Raw genomic sequence first — 14,642 nt, forward strand, 5'->3', positions numbered from 1 at the left:
GCCGCGCCGTGTCGAGGATCACGCGTCGGCCCGCGACCGCGCGGCGGCCTCGAGCTCCTGGCGGCTGCCCGGCAGCACCGAGACCTCGACGTCCTCGAGCTTCGCGACCGCCGCGCCGCTCGCGTCGCTGAACACGACGTCGAACACCGCCTGATCACGGTTCTTCGCGCGCCCGCTCGCGACGACGCGGAACGGACCGCGCGCGGCGTCCTCGCCGGAGACAGCGCGGAGCGGCACGTACGCGCCGATCGAGGTGGGCAGCGACGCGCCCTTGAGCGCGTGCTTCACCCAGAGCACCGCGAGCTGCAGGCCGCCGTCGAGGAGCGCGGGATCGCTCGCCCACGCGTCGTCGGTGCTCCAGCCGAGCTCGCGCAAGCCGACGAGCGTGCCCGCGATGCCGCGCTCGCTCTCGCCCTCGAGCGAGCGGATCGCGTGGAACAGCGGGCCGTGGAAGAGCACGTCGCCGTAGACGATGTCCGACCACGGCGTGAGCGATCCGAGCGCCGGCGCGCTCGCGCTCGCGATCGCGAGCCGCGGCTCCATCTCGATCTTCGCGGTGTAGTGCTTCACGCCGCCTTCGCCGACGAGCGCCATCTCGTAGGTCGCGCTCGAGCCGTTGGTGACGAGGCGCGAGGTGACGGTGAAGCGATCACCCGTCGTCTCGTAGTGCGCGAGGCGGATGCCGCGCAGCACCTTGAGCTCGCGCACCGCGCTCACCACGAGGTCGCTGCGGCGGGTGCGCGCGGCGCGCGCGAAGAGCTCGATCGCCATCACCGCCGGGAAGACCGGCGTGCCCTTCACGACGTGGCTCGCGATGAACGGGAACGCGGCGCGATCGATCACGATGTCGAGCGCGCGCTCCTCGGTCGCCTTGCCGTAGCCAGCAGCGCCGGGCTCGCTCACCAGCGCTTCCGCGCGCGGCTCGCCGCCGAGCACGAGCTCGACGTCGTCGCCCGCGCCCTGGCCGAGCTCGTCGACGAGCATCTTCGCGCCGTCCGCGAGCCCGATCAGCGGCACGCCGAGCTTCTCGAAGCGCGCCTTGAGCGCCGGCGTCACCATGCCGCCCTCCCACGGGCCCCAGCCGAGCGACTTCACGCGCACGCCGCGCTCGCGGCGCAGCTTCGCGCCGATCTTGTTGAGCACCTCGTTCGCCATCGCGTAGTCGCACTGGCCCTGGTTGCCGCAGCGCGCCGCGACCGACGAGAAGAACACGACCGCCTTCAGCGGGTCGCTCGACGTCGCGGCGAGCAGCGCGCGGAGACCCTCGATCTTCGTGTCGAACACGCGATCGAACTGGTCCTGCGTCTTGTCCGCGATGAAGCGATCCGCGAGCACGCCCGCGCCGTGCACGAGGCCCGCGATCGGGCCCCAGCTCGCGCGCACTTCGTCGAGCGCCTTCGAGACCGCGGCCGCGTCCTGCACGTCGATCGCGACGTACTTCGCGTCGCCGCCGGCGGCGCGGATGGCCTCGATCGTCCCGCGCACCTCGCGGTTCGCGAGGATGCGCTCCACGCGCTTGCCGAGCTCGGCGGGCGCGATCGCCTGGCCGCTCTTCTTCGCGTCCTCGAGCAGCGCGCGCTTGAGCGCCGCGTCGTCCTTCGCGCCGTTCGCGGCCGCCGGCTCGTCCTCGAGCGCGGTGCGACCGAGGAGCACGAGCTTGCACTTCGTCTCGCGCGCGAGCGCGATCAGGGTCGCGGCGGTCACGCCTCGCGCGCCGCCCGACGCGACGACCACGCTGCCCGCCTCGAGGACCGAGGGCGAGCTCGAGACCGCGACGCGCTCCGAGACGAGCGTGAGGCGCTCACCGCTCGCGCGGAGACCGACCTCGAGCTCCGGCCCGCCGTGCACGAGCTCGTCGGCGATGCGCGCCGCGAGCGTCGCCGCGTCGCGGCCACCGCGCTCGAGATCGATCGCGCGCGCGTGCGCCTTCGGCCACTCCTGCGCGGCGGTCTTCACGAGCGCCGAGAGCCCCGCGAGCCACGCGCGCGACGAGCCCGAGAGCCCGAAGTCGCCGCCGGTGTCCTGCACCGTGACGAACGCGCCGCCCTTGCTCGCGAGCGTCGACGCGACCGCCTTCGCGGCGCGGAACGCCTCGCGGTTGATCGCGATCGCGTCCTCGTCGCGCGCGGCCTCGCGCACACCGGCGAGCACGATCACCGCGTCCGCGTCGGCGGGAACGTCACGCACCACCTCGGCGCGGAGCCCGCGCGACGCGAGCGCGCCGACGAGCGCCGTCGCGATGCCGGTGCCCTCGTCGGTGATCACGACGCGCGACGCGCCGAGCAGGCCGGGCGTGAGCAGGCCGCTCGCGGGCGCGGCGACCGCGCGCGTGACGTAGCGACCGAGCGCCGGCTTCGCGGCGGTCTTCGTGGGCGCGCTCGTGGTCGCAGCGGCGGCGACGGGCGCGCCGCCGGGCAGGTGCGCCTTCAGGTGATCGACGATCTCGCCGACCGTGCGCAGCGCACCCAGCGCCGCGGGGTCGAGATCGGGGAGACCGGGCGCCTGCTCGCGCACCGCGGCGAGGATCTCGACGCGCTTGATCGAGTCGATGCCGAGATCGGCCTCGAGCTCCATCTCCATCTGGATCATCTCGGCGGGGTAGCCGGTCTTCGCGGCGACCACCTCGAGCATCACCTTCATGAGATCCACGCCCCCGACCGAGCTACCCGCCGACGTGGTCGTGCACGTGGTCGTGGTCGTCGACGTGGTCGTGGTCGATCCGCCCGGCAGGTTCGCCTTCAGGTGATCGACGATCTCGCCGACGGTCCGTAGCGCGCCCAGCGCCGCGGGATCGAGATCGGGGAGACCGGGCGCCTGCTCGCGCACCGCGGCGAGGATCTCGACGCGCTTGATCGAGTCGATGCCGAGATCGGCCTCGAGCTCCATGCCCATCTGGATCATCTCGGCGGGATACCCGGTCTTCGCCGCGACGACCGAGAGCATCACCGCCATCAGATCGACCGACGGCGCGGCGCTCGGCGCGCTGCTCGTCGTGGTGGCCGTGGTCGTGGTCGATCCGCTGGGCAGATGCGCCTTCAGGTGATCGACGATCTCGCCGACCGTGCGCAGCGCTCCGAGCGCCGCGGGATCGAGATCGGGCAGCCCCGGCGCCTTCTCGCGCACCGCGGCGAGGATCTCGACGCGCTTGATCGAGTCGATGCCGAGATCGGCCTCGAGCTCCATGCCCATCTGGATCATCTCGCTCGGGTAGCCGGTCTTCGCGGCCACGACGTCGAGCATCACCGCCATCAGATCCACGTTGGCTGCGGCGGGCGCGACGGCGACGACCGGCGCGGCCACGACCGGCGCGACGGCCACGACGGGTGCGGGCGCGACCGGCGCCGGCGCCGCGACCGGCGCGGCGTAGGTGTTCGGCAGGGCGATCGGCTGCGGCTGCGTGATCGTCGCGGGCGGGGGCACGTACGCGACCGGCTGCGGCGCGAGGACCGGCGCGGGCGCGTAGGCGATCGGCGCCGCGCTCAGCACGGGCCCCGCGCCGAGCATGCTCGCGAGGCCGATGAACGACGTCTCGCTGCTCTTGAGGAACGCCGCGTGCGCGTCCGCCATCGAGCGCTGGAACGCCGCGTGGGCCTCCGCCGTCGCGCGCTGCGCCTCCTGGAACGCGCCGATCCACGCGAGCTGCGCCTCGGCGGGGAGCGCTACGGAATTCGTAGCGGGGACGGGGGCGTGCTTCGGGCGATCGTTGTGGCTCATCTCGTGGCTCGCAGCGGCAGTCGGTTGGGAAACGGGCACCGGAACCTCGACGATGCGCTCGACGATCTTCTCGACCACGCGCACCTCGGGCTCCTTCTCGGGGTTCGGCTGCGGCAGCGCCGCCGCGCCGCCCTTCGGCGGGTAGGGCTTGTCGTAGTTCGAGCCGTTCAGCTTCAGCGCGAGCTTCGGCTTCTTCTTGCTGCGCGGGTCGAGCGCCGGGGCATACGCGCTCCACAGCGTCCCGAGCTGCAGCGGAAGGCCCGCGACGGCGAGCTTGCCGAGCGCGTGGTGCCAGCTCGCGATGCCCGTCTCGCCCTTGCGATCGGTCGCGATCGCGCGGTGCGGGCGCCCCGCGAGGATCTTCGACACGAGCCCGGTGAGCACCGAGCCCGGCCCGACCTCGACGAACGTGCGCACGCCGTCCGCGTACATCGCCTCGACGATCTCGACGAAGCGCACCGGCGCCGCGAGCTGCGCGCCGAGCGTCTCGCGCACCGCGCGCTCGCTCGCGCCGTACGGCGCGGCCGTGGCGTCCGCGTACACCGCGATGCTCGGCGCCTTCACGCTCACGCCCTCGAGCCACGAGGCGAACGGCGCCGCTGCCGCCGCGACCACCGGCGAGTGGAACGCCGTCGCGACCTCGAGCCGCTTCACGGTCAGGCCCTCGGCGCGCAGCGCGCCTTCCGCGCGCTCGATCGCGCTCGTCGTGCCGCTGATGACCGACTGGTCGGGCGCGTTGTGGTTCGCGATCACGACGTCGAGGCCGTGCTTCGCGATCGCCGCGCGCACCGCGTCGGCGCTCGCGATCACCGCGCTCATCGCGCCCTCGGTCGTGCGCGCCGCCTCGGCCATGCGCTCGCCGCGCGCCTTCGCGATGCGCAGCGCGTCCGCGCTCGAGATCGCGCCCGCCGCGTGCAGCGCGATCACCTCGCCGAAGCTGTGCCCCGCGACCGCCGCCGGCAGCAGCCCGACGCTCGCCAGCAGGCGCAGCGCCGAGAGGCTCGCCGCGCCGATCGCCGGCTGCGCGTTCTCCGTCGCGGTCAGCGTCGCGCGCTGCTTCGTACGCGTCGCGTCGTCGAACGCGGCCTTCGGGTACACGACGTCGTGCAGCGAGAGCCCGAGCTCCGCGGCCTCGTCCCATGGCGCGCGCGCCGCGTCCCACGTCGTCGCGAGGCCGAGCCCCATGCGCAGGTACTGCGAGCCCTGGCCGGGGAAGAGGAACGCGACCTTGCCCTCGTGCGAGCCCTGCTCGAAGTGCACGCCGTTCGGCAGCGAGAACGACGAAGTGGAAGACCCCTCCAGCTTCTCCGCCGCCGTCTTGAGCTTCGCCGCGAGGTCCGCCTCGTCGCTCGCGACGATCGCGAGGCGCGCGCCCGTCGTCGCGACGAACGACTCCTGCGTGGTGCGCGCGAGGTACACGAGCATGCCCGGGCGGTTCTCGGCGATCGTCTGCTCGACGTCCTTCGCCATCGCGCGCGCATCGCTCGCGAGCGCCTTCGCGTCGGGCGCGCGCAGCAGCACGAGCTCGGTGTCGCTGGTGCGCGAGCGCCACGCGCGCTCACCGGGACCGACGTACTCCTCGACCGCGATGTGGAAGTTCGAGCCGCCGAAGCCGAACGAGCTCACGCTCGCGCGCCGCGGGTGATCGCTCGTGCGCACCCACGGGCGCGCCTCGGTGTTCAGATAGAACGGGCTCTCCTCGACCTTCAGCTTCGGGTCGGGGCGATCGATCTTGATCGTCGGCGGCAGCACCTTGTGGTGCAGTGCGAGCACCGCCTTGATGAGGCCCGCCGCGCCCGCCGCGCTCTTCGTGTGGCCGATCTGCGACTTCACCGAGCCGAGCGCGCACCACTGCTTGGTCGCGCCGTCCGCCTCGCTGAACACGGTGCGAAGGCCCTCGAACTCCGCCGCGTCACCGGCGCGCGTCCCGGTGCCGTGCGCCTCGACGAGCTCGACCGTCGTCGGCGCGTAGCCCGCGACCTCGTACGCGCGGCGCAGGGCCTTGGCCTGACCGGCGGGCACCGGCGCGTACACGCTCTTCGCGCGACCGTCGCTCGAGCTGCCCACGCCCTGGATCACGGCGTAGATGCGATCACCCGCGGCCTCGGCGTCGCTCAGTCGCTTCAGCGCGAGCATGCCGAGCCCTTCGCCCAGCATCGTGCCGTCCGCCTTGTCGCTGAACGGGCGGCAGTCGCCGCTCGCGCTCAGCGCCGGCGTCTTGCTGAAGCACATGTACATGAAGATGTCGTTCATCGTGTCGCAGCCACCTGCGATCACGAGGTCCGACTGCCCCACGCTGAGCTCGTTCACCGCCATCGAGAGCGCGCTGAACGTCGACGCGCACGCCGCGTCGGTCACGCAGTTCGTGCCGCCGATGTCGAGGCGGTTCGCGATGCGCCCCGCGACGACGTTGCCGAGCAGACCCGGGAAGTTCGATTCTTCCCACTTCGTGTAGCTGCTTGAGATGCGATCGCAGATCGCGGTGACCTGTGACTCCGGGATGCCCGACTCGCGCAGCGCCTTCGTCCACACCGGGCGCTGCAGGCGCGAGACCATCGAGCCCATCAGCTCCTGGCCCGACGTGACGCCGAGGATGCAGCTGACCTTGCTGCGATCGATGCGCGAGAACTGACCCTGGCACGCGTCGTCGAGCACCTTCTGCGCGACGATCAGACCGAGCAGCTGCGTGGTGTCGGTCTGCGGGACGATCGACGGCGGGATGCCCCACTCGAGCGGATCGAAGTCGACGTCGTCGAGGAACGCGCCGCGCTTCGCGTACGTCTTGTCGGGTTTGCTCGGGTCGGGGTCGTAGTAGTCCTCGATGAGCCAGTGGCTCGCCGGGATGTCGCGCAGGAGATCGCGCCCCGCGAGGATGTCGTGCCAGAAGCCGGTGTGATCGACCGAGCCAGGAAAGAGCGCGCTGACTCCGACGATCGCGATCGGTTCGTGGTGCTGCTTCATCTCTCGTTGACCCTCGACTCGGTTGGTGCGCAGCGACTGGCTCGGTGCCGTGCGTTCTCACCCGAAAACCGAGCCCCGCACGACATGGAGATCGAGCGGGGCGTTTCGGCCGCACGGCCGGGGTGTAGGTGGATAGCGCGACCGGGAGGTCGCGTGTGTCACGGTTCCGTCATTGGGGGCAAGGCCAGAAGCGTGCTTTGCGCACGGTCAGGCGCGATCTCGCACAGGAATCGGTGACGCAGCGTGTCAGTGCGTGACGTGCGCGAGCTTCTCGACGACGAAGCGCGCGGCGACGTCCGCGCCGTCGTCGCGCATGCGCGTACCGACCGCGAGGGCGCGGGCGCGGACGTCGTGGCGCAGCGCGATCTCGAGCGCGCGCTCGAGCCGTCGCGCGTCGAGGCGCTGCACCGGGAACGTGGCGCCGAGCTCCATCGCCTCGATGCGACGTCCCCAGAACGGCTGATCGGCGTAGACCGAGGCGATCACGCTGGGCAGCCCCGCGCGCAGCGTCGCGTGCACGGTGCCCGCCCCGCCGTGGTGCACCGCGGCGCGGCATCGCGGCAGCACGTACGCGTGATCGACCTCGCCCGAGATGCGCACGTGCGGCGCGTCGGTGTGGAGCGAGGACGCCGTCCATCCGGCGGCGATCAGCGCGCGCACGCCGAGCCGCGCCGTGACGCGCTCGACCATCGCGAGCGTCTTGCGCGGGTCGACCATCGGGAGCGACCCGAAGCCGACGTAGACCGGCGCGTCGCCTTCGTCGATCCACGCGTCGAGCGCGTGATCGAGCGGCGGATCGAGCGAGACGTCGAGCGTCCATTCGCCCGTCGACAGCACGTGGGGAGGAAGGTCCGAGGGATGCGGGAGCAGCGCGTCGTCCCACGCGTGCAGCACCGGCACGCGCGCGCGGCGTGCCTCGGCGTACCCGTCGCGACGAAGCGCGCTCAGGCCGGCGCGACGGCGTCGCGCGTCGACGCGATCCGCGTGGAGCGCCCACATCGCGCGCTCGGCGGCGAGGTGCGTCGCGGCGTTGAGCGGACCGAGCGAGCGCGATGCGATCATCGGCGACGGATACGCGCGCGTCGGCGCGCCCGCCGGGATCATGAGCCCGATCCCGAACGGCATGCGCGCGAGATCGATCGCGGCGAGCGCGAACGGGACCGAGAGCGCGTGCACGATCATCGCGTCCGCGCGCTCCGCGAGCTCGTCGACGCGATCCGCGATGCCGTCCCAGCGCGGCTCGAGGAACGACCACATCTCGCGCGCCCAGGTGAGGCGATCGCCGCGCGCGAGCACGCGACGGCCGCGCTCCGACTGCATGAGCGCCTGGACGTCGCCGGGCAGCGCGACGAAGCGCACGCCGGCGCTCATCACGAACGGCGCGAAGTTCTCGGGCGCCGCGAGCTCGACGTCGGCGCCGCGCATCGCGAGCGCGCGAGCCAGCGCGACGAACGGCTGCACGTCTCCGCGCGAGCCTTGGGCGACGAGGGCGATCCGCATCTTCCGAAAGGCGCGGAGGATGCCACGACCACGGACGCGTGGGGGACGGTGAATCCTTTTCGTCGCGCGCGGGCTTCTACCGGTGTCAGGAGGCCTCGTGAGACGAAACGTGGGTGGTTGGGATCGTGCGGCGCGCGCGGCGGGCGCGCTGGCGATGATGGTGTGCGCGGGGCTCGCGCCGATGCCGCTGGGCGCGCGCGTGGCGCTCGCGGTCGTCGCGCTCTACGTCGCAGGGACGGCGCTGGTCGGGACGTGCCTCGGATATCGTCTGATGGGGAAGAGCACGTGCCCGGTGCGATGAGCCACGACGAGACGCTCCGCGCGGCGATCGCGGGTGAAGGCGACGCGCTCGAAGCGCTGGTGCGCGCCTATCACGATCGCGTGTATCGCTTCGGGCTGCGCGCGTGCCGCGATCGGTTCGACGCGGACGACGCGGTGCAGGAGGCGTTCGCGAAGCTCGCGCTGCGGCCCGACGTGCAGCGCGACGCGGGCGCGCTCTCGTGGCTGATGTCGGTGGTGCGCAACGCGTGCCTGCGCTTGTTGCGCCCGTTCGCGCGTGCGCGCGCGCGGCTCGGCGAGCGTGTCGACGACGTCGACGGGGTGGCGAGCGAGACGATCACGCCCGATGCGGCGATGGAGCGCTTCGAGCTCGTGCAGCGCGTGCACCGCGCGATCGCGACGCTCGCGCCGACGTATCGCGAGGTGCTGATCCTGCGCGACCTCGAGGGATGCTCGGGCGACGAGGTCGCGGCGACGCTCGGGATCAGCGAGGCGGCGATGAAGAGCCGCCTGCACCGCGCGCGATCGCTGGTGCGCGAGGCACTGCTGGAGGACGCGCGATGACGTTCGGGAGCCGAAGCGTGAGCGCGCACCTGGCGCGCGGCGCGATCGGGATCGGCGCGCTGACCGCGGCGATGATCGTGCGCGAGGCGTGGAGCGCGATCGTGCTCGTGGGAGTCGCGCTGATCGCCCTGCGTGGGTGCCCGATGTGCTGGACCCTCGGGCTCGTCGAGACCGTGATCGCGCGAGTGCGCGGACGACGTGCGGACGGCCCGTGCACCGACGGTGCGTGCTCGGTCCGAGCGCATCGAGCGCCGATTCCGGAGCACGTCCGCGAGCTTCTCGGTCGGCGCTGAGCCGTCGCTCAGTGGAACGTGCGGTCGCGCGGGGCGCTCGCGACCTGCACGCGCAGCGGCGCGAGGTGCGCGATGCGATCACGATCGATCTTCGTGCCGCGGTCCGGGACGCCGATCGCGCCGTCGGACATCTCGGGCACGAACAGGATCGGGGTGCCTGCGCCGTCGTATCCGAGCTGCACCAGCAGATCGTTCTCGAACCGACGACAGCGCTTCTCGCAGCAGAAGAACGCGTCCGCGACGCGATAGAACCCTTCGTGCGGGAGCGGCTCGAGGTGCACCGCGTGCTCGCGGCTCGGGAGGAGCGTGCCCGGCGCGTCGAAGCGCGCCTTGTTCGCGACCCAGCGCGTCGGCAGGTACACGCCCGGGCCGGGGTCGCCGTGATCGTGGAAGTACACGAGGCGCCCCGCGGGCACCGAGCCGATCGGCGCGCGCGTGACGTAGAGACCACAGGGCGGCAGCGGAGAGTCGCTCATCGCGCGATGTCTGGAGCGCGCGCGCGGCGACGTCCAGCGCCGGAGTTGCGGCCGGCGCGGCCCTGCGCGCATGTTGCGAGTCGTGTCCGACATCGCACTCCACGGGTTCGTGTGGGCCCTCGTCGCGCTGGTCACCACGGGCGTGTGCGGGCTCGGGCTCGCGCTGCAGCCGCTCTTCGTGCTGCTCGCGCGCCGAGGGAAGGGCGCCGCGAAGCGTCACGTGCTCGGCGCGTTCGTGGGCCCGCTGCTCGCGACGATCGTGGGCGGGATCGCGCTCGTCGTCGTCGAGCACGCGAGCACCGAGACCAAGCAGACGCTCGACTCGGTCGCGCTGCTCGTGCCGGTGCTCGCGCTCGCGATCTGGGTCGGCGTGAGCGCGGTGCTGCTGCGTCCTTCGTCAGCGCAGTGAGAGCGCGCTCGTCCACTCGCTGCCCGGGAAGAACCGCGCGATGCTCGACCAGTTGAAGCCGACGAGCGGCGGATCGCCCGTGACCGGCGCGGTGTAGGCCTCGGCGAGCCGGTGATAGAAGGCGCGCTCGACGGGCGTGAGCCGTCGTCCCGCGACCTCGACCGCGAAGCCGACGCGATAGTGCGTGGGCGCCGCGCCGGGACCGGGGGTCACCGGGCCGTGCGCCGCGATGATCTGTCCGACCGTGACCTCGCGGTGTGGCGTCGGGATCGGCGCGTCGCAGCCGGGCAGCGGCACGTCGGACGGCATGATGCGCATCGTCGGCACGCTCGACGCGGGCAGCAGGCCCATGAAGTAGAGATCGAGCGGTGACGCGCGCGTCGCGCCGTTGCGGCCCTCGTCGCAGTTGCGCGTGAAGCCACCTCCGGGCGCCGGGTCCCACGCGAACCCGCCGACGAGGCTGCCGACGCTCGATCGCGGCGAGTAGTGCGCGCCGTCCGAGAGCCCGAGCGACGTGTCCACGAACGCGCTCCACGTGTGGACGATCTCGTGCGTGACGTTGCCCGCGTAGATGCCGCGCGTGCCGTGATCGATCACCGAGACCGAGCGCAGCGCGGTGCTGCCCCACTCGCTGCGTCCGTCGACGCGCCCCATCGCCGTGCCCGTCGCTTCGTTCCACACGAGCAGGTGCCGGCCCGCCGCGTAGTTCTGGATCGTGCTCGCCGCGTCGGTCGCCTCGAGGTGCTGCGTCGACAGGAACACCCAGTGATCGACGTCGTCCTCGACGAGCGCGTACGCGGGCGCGACGACGCTCTCGAGCATGCCGTACGCGAACGAGCGAAGCGCCATCTGGACCTTCCACCCCGACGTGCACGTCTCGAGGACGTGATCGGTCGCGGCGTGGTGATCGCTCGTCACCTCGGCGTCGCGGCGCAGATCGGAGAGCAGCACGCCGAGCATCGGTCCGATCAGCGGCTGGCGCTGGGTGCCGCCGGGCAGGTGCGCGGTGATGCGCCCGATGTCGACGAAGCCGACGTCGTCGAGCGGCTCGAGCAGGACGACCGACGGATCGCCCTCGAACCACAGCGGGCCGAGCACGGAGATGCCGTCGCCGGCCGCGCGGTCGGGCTCGACGCCGTCGTCGCGGAAGATGAAGCCGTCGTCGCTGCGCAGCCTCGCGCTGGGTGAGTCGAGCGTGACCGAGGTGACCGTGCCGGGCGGCGTCGTGACCTCGACGTAGAACGCCTCGTGCGGCGCGATCACCGAGGGCACGAGCTCGTAGCCCCACGCGTCGGCGTGATGCGCGAAAGGCGTCGCGGGCGCGACGTCGCAACGCTCGATCGGTGGCAGCGTGGGGCCCGCGTCGGAGCCCGCGGCGTCGCGCCCGGCGTCGGCCGACGCGGCATCGAAGATCGCGCCATCGGCGATCGCGGCGTCGGCGATCGCGGCGTCGGCGAGCGCGGCATCGATGCGCGCCGCGTCGATCGGCGACGACGCGTCGACGGGATCGGAGCCCGCGTCGGGCGGCTGTGGATCGTCGGGGGATCCACACGCGACGAGGAGGAGCGCGAGCCACGGCGTGCACACGAACGAACGCATCGAAGGCCTTTCTCGTCGGCGCGTCGGCGCGCGCTCGATCACGAGCGCGCGCGGCGATACGCGTCGCGGCGATAGTACTTCGGCCGCGCATCGAGGCGCAGATGGAGCCACGACACGCCGAGCCCCGCGGTGCTCACCCAGAGCGGCGCGTCACCGATGCGCGCGAGGATCGCGCGCGCGAGCTTCGCGAAGAGCGCGTCGACCTGCGCCGACGGCGCACCGCGCACGAACGCCGCGAGGTGCGCATAGCTCGCGTCTGCGGCGCGCGGCGCGGGCACGACCAACGTCGCGTCGCGACCGAGGTTCGGGAAGACGAGCACGTCGTCGCTCGGCTTGCTCTCGAAGCGCTCCGCGAAGTCGCTCGGGTCCGCGGTGATGCGCGCGAGCGCGGGCGCGTCGATCACCGCGTGCTCGTAGGTCGTGGCGAGCGTGCTCGTCGTGAGCGGCGGCGTCTCCCAGAAGAACGCGTCGTACCGCGACTGCGCCAGGTCGCGCGCGAAGAACGCGCGGAACGGCGCGCTGTCGCGCAGCAGCGCGAGCACCTCGGCGCACGACAGCGCGCGATCATCCGCGTCGAGCACGCTCGCGATCACGGTGCTCGTCCCTTCGTCCGTCGCGCGTGTGGTCCACGTCATCGCTTCGTCGTCCTCGCGTACGCCGCCGGCGTGACGCCGACGACGCGCCGGAAGTGTCGTCCGAAATGGCTCTGATCGGCGAACCCGAGCGACATCGCGACCTCGAGCGCAGCTTCGCCCGATGCGAGCGCCGCGCGCGCCCGCTCGACGCGCACCCGCAGGTGGTACGCGTGCGGCGTGGTGCCGATCTCGCGCCGGAAGCGCCGCACCAGCACGAACTTGTCGGCGCGCGCGACGTGCGCGAGCTCGTCGAGCGCGACGTTGCGATCGAGCGTCGCGTCGAGGTGCGCGACCGCGCGTGCCACGGCGTCGTCGTGGGTGCGCCGGGCGCGACCGAAGCGCAGCGCGCCGCGCGCGCGGAGCCCTTCGAGCAGGAGTGCGAGGGACTCGTCGCGCAGCGCGGGCTCGTGAGGGCCCGCGGAGAGGCGCGCGATCGCGTCGTGCATCTCGGGGAGCGCGTCGAGGAACGTCATCGGCGCGTACTCGATCGCCCCCATACGATCCGTGCTCACGTCGATCGACACGAACGCGACGTCGGCCTCGTCCGACGCCCACACGCACCCGGGCGCGCGCACGCAGATCGCGTCCGCGGGATAGTCACGTCGCGCTCCATCGCTGATCACACGATGCGCTGCGCCGCGCTTCAGGCACACGCCGAGGCTCGTGCTCACGCGCTCGGGGAATGCGCGTCGCGCACGCGGCGCCTCGACGATCTCGATGCCTTCCGCGTGCACCACGCGGCAGCCCTCGAGCGCGCGTGTCGCGCTCAATCGTCCCCCGCGCACAAGAACGTTCTAGAGCTCGATCGCGCGACCTCGATATTCGCCGTGCGACGAGGAGCGAACGACATGATCGAACGCGTAGTGCTCGAGAGCGAAGGGTGCAAGCTCGTGGGTCGTCTCCATCTACCGCAGGGCGCGAGCGCGACGAGCCCGCTGCCCGCGGTGGTGATCGGTGGCTCGTGGCTCACGGTGAAGGAGCAGATGGCCGCGCGGTACGCGGAGCGTCTCGCGAGCGACGGGATCGCCGCGCTGACTTTCGATTTTCGTGGGTTCGGCGAGAGCGAGGGCGCGCCGCGACAGCACGAGTCTCCCGCGAAGAAGGCAGCGGACTTCGTCGCGGCCGCGCGGTTCCTCGCAGCGCGTCCGGAGGTGTCGCGCGTCGGCGCGCTCGGCGTGTGCGCGAGCGCGGGCTACCTGGTGAAGGCGATCGCGGAGCACGCGCTTCCGGTCGCGTCCCTCGTGACCGTCGCGGCGTGGCTGCACGACGCGTCGATCGTGCGCGCGTTCTACGGCGGGGAAGATGGCGTCGCCGGGCGGCTCGCGGCGGCTGCGCGCGCGAGCGCGGACGAGACCATCCCCGCGGCGAGCGCGACCGATCCGCGCGCTGCGATGTTCGGCCCGTTCGACTACTACCTGAGCCCGTCGCGCGCCGCGATCCCCGCGTGGCGCAACGAGATGACGACGCGCTCGTGGCACGACTGGCTCTCGTTCGATCCGATCGCGCTCGGCGCGCGCGTCCACGTCCCCTCGCTGCACGTCCACTCGCGCGCCGCGGCGACGCCGATGGGGCTCGAGCGCATGCTCGCGACGATGCGCGAGCCCACGCCGCGCGTGATCTGGCGTGACGGAGATCAGTTCGCGTTCTACGACGACGAGCCCACCGTGCGCGCCGCGGCGTCGGATGCTGCGGCGTTCTTCCGTGAGACGCTGGTGGAAGGAGGAGCTCGCTGATGGAGATCACGCTGCGCGTCGCGGAGCTGCTGCAGCGGCTCGCTCACGGAGTCGACCAGCTCGACTGGGACGCGGTGCGCCCGCTCTTCGCGGAGCGCGCGCGCATCGACTACACGTCGCTCGACGGCGGCGATCCCGTCGAGCTCGCACGCGAGGATCTGATCGGCGCGTGGAGCGCGATGCTCCCGGGCTTCGACGCGACCGAGCACCTGATCGCGTGGCCGCTGGTGACGCGACGAGGCGAGCTCTGGCACGTGCGCTCGCAGGTGATGGCGTGGCATCGCATCGGCGGCGGCGCGCAGCCGGCGATCTGGGAGATCGGCGGGCGCTACGACCACCTGCTGCGCGACCGCGACGGAGGCCTCGAGATCGTCGCGATGACGCTCGAGGTCGCGTGGCAGCGCGGCGACGACCTTCGCCCGCGCGCTGCGGACCGCGCGAAGCGCGGCGAAGGTCGCGCGCGCCGCTGAGCACGCGCT

12 protein-coding genes are annotated in these 14,642 nt (G+C 72.5%); 6 read left to right on the plus strand and 6 right to left on the minus strand.

What is annotated here, in order from left to right; all coding sequences use genetic code 11:
• Positions 1-18: 18 nt before the first annotated feature.
• Both DB32_RS11490 and DB32_RS11495 read right to left on the minus strand, forming a co-directional pair.
• Positions 19-6,675 carry a type I polyketide synthase gene (locus DB32_RS11490; RefSeq protein ID WP_053232468.1) on the minus strand — a complete coding sequence of 2,219 codons (6,657 nt, stop codon included), beginning with the start codon at positions 6,673-6,675 and terminating at the stop codon, positions 19-21.
• A gap of 246 nt (positions 6,676-6,921) precedes the next feature.
• Complete coding sequence (locus DB32_RS11495; RefSeq protein WP_053232469.1) at positions 6,922-8,175, minus strand: glycosyltransferase; 1,254 nt, start codon at positions 8,173-8,175, stop codon at positions 6,922-6,924.
• Positions 8,176-8,272: 97 nt separating this feature from the next.
• Between DB32_RS11495 and DB32_RS11500 the strand changes: the two genes are divergently transcribed.
• The 3 genes from DB32_RS11500 to DB32_RS11510 are packed head-to-tail and all read left to right on the plus strand — an operon-like array spanning position 8,273 to position 9,311.
• Positions 8,273-8,476, plus strand: a complete 204-nt coding sequence (locus tag DB32_RS11500; protein WP_053232470.1) for a YgaP family membrane protein — start codon at positions 8,273-8,275, stop codon at positions 8,474-8,476.
• On the plus strand, positions 8,473-9,018 hold the full coding sequence (locus tag DB32_RS11505) for an RNA polymerase sigma factor (RefSeq protein ID WP_053238773.1): 546 nt from the start codon (positions 8,473-8,475) through the stop codon (positions 9,016-9,018). The genes DB32_RS11500 and DB32_RS11505 overlap by 4 nt, the downstream gene beginning before the upstream one ends.
• Complete coding sequence (locus DB32_RS11510) at positions 9,015-9,311, plus strand: hypothetical protein (protein WP_053232471.1); 297 nt, start codon at positions 9,015-9,017, stop codon at positions 9,309-9,311. The genes DB32_RS11505 and DB32_RS11510 overlap by 4 nt, the downstream gene beginning before the upstream one ends.
• Before the next feature lie 8 nt (positions 9,312-9,319).
• On the opposite strand, the gene DB32_RS11515 is transcribed toward DB32_RS11510, so the two are convergent.
• Positions 9,320-9,787, minus strand: a complete 468-nt coding sequence (locus tag DB32_RS11515; RefSeq protein ID WP_053232472.1) for a hypothetical protein — start codon at positions 9,785-9,787, stop codon at positions 9,320-9,322.
• 82 nt (positions 9,788-9,869) lie between these two features.
• Between DB32_RS11515 and DB32_RS11520 the strand changes: the two genes are divergently transcribed.
• Positions 9,870-10,196 (plus strand): hypothetical protein, encoded by a 327-nt coding sequence (locus DB32_RS11520; protein WP_053232473.1) that lies wholly within the window; start codon positions 9,870-9,872, stop codon positions 10,194-10,196.
• Here DB32_RS11520 and DB32_RS11525 read toward each other — a convergent pair.
• Genes DB32_RS11525 through DB32_RS11535 form a run of 3 tightly spaced genes read right to left on the minus strand, consistent with a single transcriptional unit; the run spans position 10,185 to position 13,200 of the window.
• A complete protein-coding gene (locus DB32_RS11525) occupies positions 10,185-11,795 on the minus strand; it encodes a hypothetical protein (RefSeq protein ID WP_053232474.1) in 1,611 nt (536 codons plus the stop codon). The genes DB32_RS11520 and DB32_RS11525 overlap by 12 nt on opposite strands.
• A gap of 38 nt (positions 11,796-11,833) precedes the next feature.
• Complete coding sequence (locus DB32_RS11530; protein WP_053232475.1) at positions 11,834-12,430, minus strand: DUF6940 family protein; 597 nt, start codon at positions 12,428-12,430, stop codon at positions 11,834-11,836.
• Complete coding sequence (locus DB32_RS11535) at positions 12,427-13,200, minus strand: helix-turn-helix domain-containing protein (protein ID WP_053232476.1); 774 nt, start codon at positions 13,198-13,200, stop codon at positions 12,427-12,429. Before DB32_RS11535 ends, DB32_RS11530 begins: the two co-directional genes overlap by 4 nt.
• A 78-nt stretch (positions 13,201-13,278) precedes the next feature.
• On the opposite strand from DB32_RS11535, the gene DB32_RS11540 reads away from it, so the two are divergent.
• Together DB32_RS11540 and DB32_RS11545 are read left to right on the plus strand one after the other, a co-directional pair.
• Positions 13,279-14,163 carry an alpha/beta hydrolase gene (locus tag DB32_RS11540; RefSeq protein ID WP_053232477.1) on the plus strand — a complete coding sequence of 295 codons (885 nt, stop codon included), beginning with the start codon at positions 13,279-13,281 and terminating at the stop codon, positions 14,161-14,163.
• Entirely contained in the window at positions 14,163-14,633 is a 471-nt protein-coding gene (locus tag DB32_RS11545) for a nuclear transport factor 2 family protein (RefSeq protein WP_053232478.1), read from the plus strand. Before DB32_RS11540 ends, DB32_RS11545 begins: the two co-directional genes overlap by 1 nt.
• The last annotated feature ends 9 nt before the right edge of the window (positions 14,634-14,642 follow it).

The organism is Sandaracinus amylolyticus, from assembly GCF_000737325.1.
GTDB classification, from domain to species: Bacteria; Myxococcota_A; Polyangia; order Polyangiales; family Sandaracinaceae; genus Sandaracinus; species Sandaracinus amylolyticus.

Excerpts from the sequence above, each read along its gene's own strand:
- DB32_RS11495 (WP_053232469.1), bottom strand. The coding sequence starts at position 8,175 with ATGCGGATCGCCCTCGTCGCCCAAGGCTCGCGCGGAGACGTGCAGCCG.
- DB32_RS11510 (WP_053232471.1), top strand. The coding sequence starts at position 9,015 with ATGACGTTCGGGAGCCGAAGCGTGAGCGCGCACCTGGCGCGCGGCGCG.
- DB32_RS11515 (WP_053232472.1), bottom strand. The coding sequence starts at position 9,787 with ATGAGCGACTCTCCGCTGCCGCCCTGTGGTCTCTACGTCACGCGCGCG.
- DB32_RS11525 (WP_053232474.1), bottom strand. The coding sequence starts at position 11,795 with ATGCGTTCGTTCGTGTGCACGCCGTGGCTCGCGCTCCTCCTCGTCGCG.
- DB32_RS11505 (WP_053238773.1), top strand. The coding sequence starts at position 8,473 with ATGAGCCACGACGAGACGCTCCGCGCGGCGATCGCGGGTGAAGGCGAC.
- DB32_RS11490 (WP_053232468.1), bottom strand. The coding sequence starts at position 6,675 with ATGAAGCAGCACCACGAACCGATCGCGATCGTCGGAGTCAGCGCGCTC.
- DB32_RS11545 (WP_053232478.1), top strand. The coding sequence starts at position 14,163 with ATGGAGATCACGCTGCGCGTCGCGGAGCTGCTGCAGCGGCTCGCTCAC.
- DB32_RS11540 (WP_053232477.1), top strand. The coding sequence starts at position 13,279 with ATGATCGAACGCGTAGTGCTCGAGAGCGAAGGGTGCAAGCTCGTGGGT.
- DB32_RS11530 (WP_053232475.1), bottom strand. The coding sequence starts at position 12,430 with ATGACGTGGACCACACGCGCGACGGACGAAGGGACGAGCACCGTGATC.